Origin of the sequence: Solemya elarraichensis gill symbiont (genome assembly GCF_002021095.1) — a bacterium.
GTDB lineage: Bacteria > Pseudomonadota > Gammaproteobacteria > Chromatiales > Chromatiaceae.
On record NZ_MPRK01000277.1, the window covers coordinates 1 to 2,099 of the forward strand.

The 2,099-nt window shown below is 40.7% G+C and carries 1 protein-coding gene; it reads right to left on the bottom strand.

What is annotated here, in order from left to right:
* Positions 1-165 precede the first annotated feature (165 nt).
* Positions 166-2,099: RNA-directed DNA polymerase (locus BOW51_RS10110; RefSeq protein ID WP_135568246.1), on the bottom strand; the 1,934-nt coding region annotated here is incomplete at its 5' end.

Sequence of the window (2,099 nt, forward strand, 5' to 3'; positions counted from 1 at the left end):
ACAACAATAAAGAAAAAACTGGAAATGTCCAGTAAATGCTATGTACATCATGTATGTGTTTCATATCCGGAGGCATCAATTGAGCTGAATTATTTATGAAAGAAACTGATAATAGAGCTCCTTATTAATTCGGCGCACTTTCGCCCAAATAACGTTTTTTCACTGTCAGTTAATGGCAACAAGATTTCTCGACCAAGTTTGTAGCAACTGTTCGCCATTTAGTTCATCTAACATAACAAAAGTGTCAATCCCAAATATGTTAAGGACAAAATCAAAGAAAGTACTACGAAAATAGTGTGTGCTTGGACAACTGGTCACCAGATGGCGAAGCGTATCCCTGAAAGGACGGTCACATTTCTCACATATTTGATGTATGTTCTGGGGGATTTGAGAAAGCGCTTTACACAGAAGGAATGTCTTTCTTTTGTCGTTTGCAGTTTTAGAGATCTGCCAATGAACGAGCGGCTTGTATTCGTTGTGGACATCTCTGAAGCGGGCAAAGTCAGAGTCGTGATTAATACGAGTGCGTAACAATGTATTTTCTGTATGTCGTATCCTATTCTTTACAATGCGTTTCCAAACATTCTTGGTTGGAAATCCATTCGTTTCCATAAATGATGTAAGGTACTGTGTGAGATTATACCGACTCAGTATATCACAAATGTCGGGGATGAATCCATTTCCTTTTTGTGTGATTATGTACGAAAACAGACGGAGGTGGAACATATGCTTCGGGATACTGTTCAATGGTAACACTATGAGCTTATGGAGGAACAGAAGCTTCCGTTTGTCAATCTCAGCCGTAATCCTGTGAACACCGAGAATGCTTTCGCACATGTCTGACCTTGTACGTGTTGGGAGGCGTAAGAACAGTTTGCATACAAAATGCTGGAACACTTCCAGGCTGCGCAAGTCATTTCGCGATAATGAATTCCAGAATTCACATCCATAAAGAACTGACGTCAAAACAATTTTCTTATAAAGATGAGTAAGCACCAATGGATTAGATTGTAGAAATTCATCCCCCATGCCTAAAATTGCAAACACTTTCTTCCTTCCTTTCTGTACAGCCTTTTTCACCATTTCGGATGACGTGAGTTTGTCACTAACAACCATTCCCAAATGGTCTTGTTCCGTTGCCAACTTTAGGGGAGCATTTCCAAGCCGGAAGTCAAAGTTTGACTTATAGGTTTTATTCATGCCGAATATTACTATCGAACATTTTGTCGGATTGTATTGAAATTTCCAGTCAGTAGAGTATGCAAAACATATGTCCAACATTCTCTGTAGAAGAACAGGTGACCGTGCGATCAAAACCGTGTCGTCTGCAAGGGTTGGATTACTACACGTAATATGACCTAATTTCATGCCAAATCCAGATGTCTCAAGCGCCAGAGATAGATCATTCATGTATAAGAGGTATAGGAAGGTTGACAAGACACCCCCTTGGCGCACGCCTCTTTCTACACTAACGAATCGTGACTGTCTTCCATTTATAATCACTGCGCTACGCATATGTTGATATGAGCAGTGTATGAGTTTAAATACACTTCCGGTAACTCCAAACGCATATAACTTAGACATGAGTCCACTATGCCAGACAGTATCAAATGCTTTACGGATGTCCAAAAACGAAAGAAAGGCCTTTTCATTGTTGTCAAGGCACGATTGGACAGTTTCGCGTAAGACGAAGGCAGTTGTAGTGCAGCTTAGCTGTTTTTGAAATCCTTGTTGCTGTGAAGAGGGAAACTCGGGGTGATTGACCGTAGTCCACGTAGTTAGTCTTGCATTTAGGACTTTTTCCATCAGCTTATAGACAACGGATAATAGGGTGACCGGCCTGTAATTATCTGGACTTTTGCGCGTTTTATTCCCGCCTTTAAACAATGGAACTACTAGCCCCTGCTTCCAAATGTTCGGCACATAAGTATGCAATTTGATTAAATTGAACAGTTTCGTTATCACGCACATAAGAGAACGTCCGCCGTATTTCAAATGTTCGCCTTGAATTCCATCCACTCCACTTGCTTTCCGGAATTTCAGAGAATTAATTGCAGACACTATTTCTGCGAATTCAAAGTCCTTGTCTAAAGTTGGGT